1 protein-coding gene and 1 pseudogene are annotated in these 990 nt (G+C 43.6%); both read right to left on the bottom strand.

All coding sequences use genetic code 11. The annotated features are described in order from the left end of the window. The coding region (locus ACO6V1_RS24215; protein WP_422469189.1) for a hypothetical protein at positions 1-280 on the bottom strand (280 nt) is incomplete at its 3' end. A gap of 249 nt (positions 281-529) precedes the next feature. Further along, positions 530-990 (bottom strand): annotated as a pseudogene (locus ACO6V1_RS24210) (hypothetical protein); the annotation flags it as partial.

Here is a 990-nt window from a genome sequence, read left to right as displayed (position 1 = left end):
CTTGAATACCTGTTCCAGAAGCGTTTTCTGAATCGAGACTTGTTAGGGATGTAATATTATATTGATTCAATGAATAAGAACGATCAGCTTCATTCTGATATGTATCTGGTCCGCTATTGTAAATAGGAATAGGGTTCAGCACTTGAACTGGTATGCCTTGATAAACAGGCTGCTGTTCGGTGGTAGCAAATTGTTGTTCTTGATCTACTAAACCTAATGCGCTGGAACAAAGATAATAAAAATAAGCATCAAATGAAGGAAATTGATTGGTTTGATACATTGAATTATCGAATTGTTGAATTACAGCTTAAGACCATGCCTTCTTATAAAAGTTCTTCTCTTTCACAACTCATTCTTTATTTATGTCAACCAAGCATAGGGATTTGCTATGGCTATTACTAAATAGTGACGTAAAACTCTTCGAAAGTCAGCGCCTCACAGATGAGGATGACGTTGGCGGGCGGGTTACAGGCAGCGAGGTCATTGATGGAAACATCAATAATCTCTTTCTTTGATTGCTGACCGATCACTAAGGCTGAGAGGGGGCGATTGGGACTGTAAATATTCCTTCAGCTTGACGACTGAAAAGCAGGGGGGCAGCACCTTCTAAATTTTTACTGGAACTCTGGGTCGCTTTAGCTAAATTAGAAGTCAGTGGTAAATCACCTGAGTTTTTAGCTGAATTGAATGACTGAAGATACCGCTCTCTTGCGATCACTGCCTGCTCTTTAGCTTCTTCCTTGTTGGAGGTTTGTATTTTGATTCTTTTGTAGGTCTTTATATAGATCTTTTGTCCCTCGGCGTAAACGGGATCTTTGCGAAGCTCCCTTTGGCGCTCCCTTTGGCGCTCGGCGTAAGCGGGATCTTTGCGAAGCTCCCTTTTGCCCTCCCTTTTGCCCTCCCTTTGGCGCTCCCTTTCGCACTCGGCGTAAGCGGGATCTGTCTGGTAGCACTCCCTTTGGCGCTTCCTTTGGCGCTCGGCGTAAGCGG

The sequence above is a fragment of the Endozoicomonas sp. ALC013 genome, assembly GCF_049310205.1.
Lineage (GTDB): Bacteria > Pseudomonadota > Gammaproteobacteria > Pseudomonadales > Endozoicomonadaceae > Endozoicomonas.
Note: the sequence above shows the minus strand (reverse complement) of the source record. Positions and strands in the feature narration are given on the sequence as shown.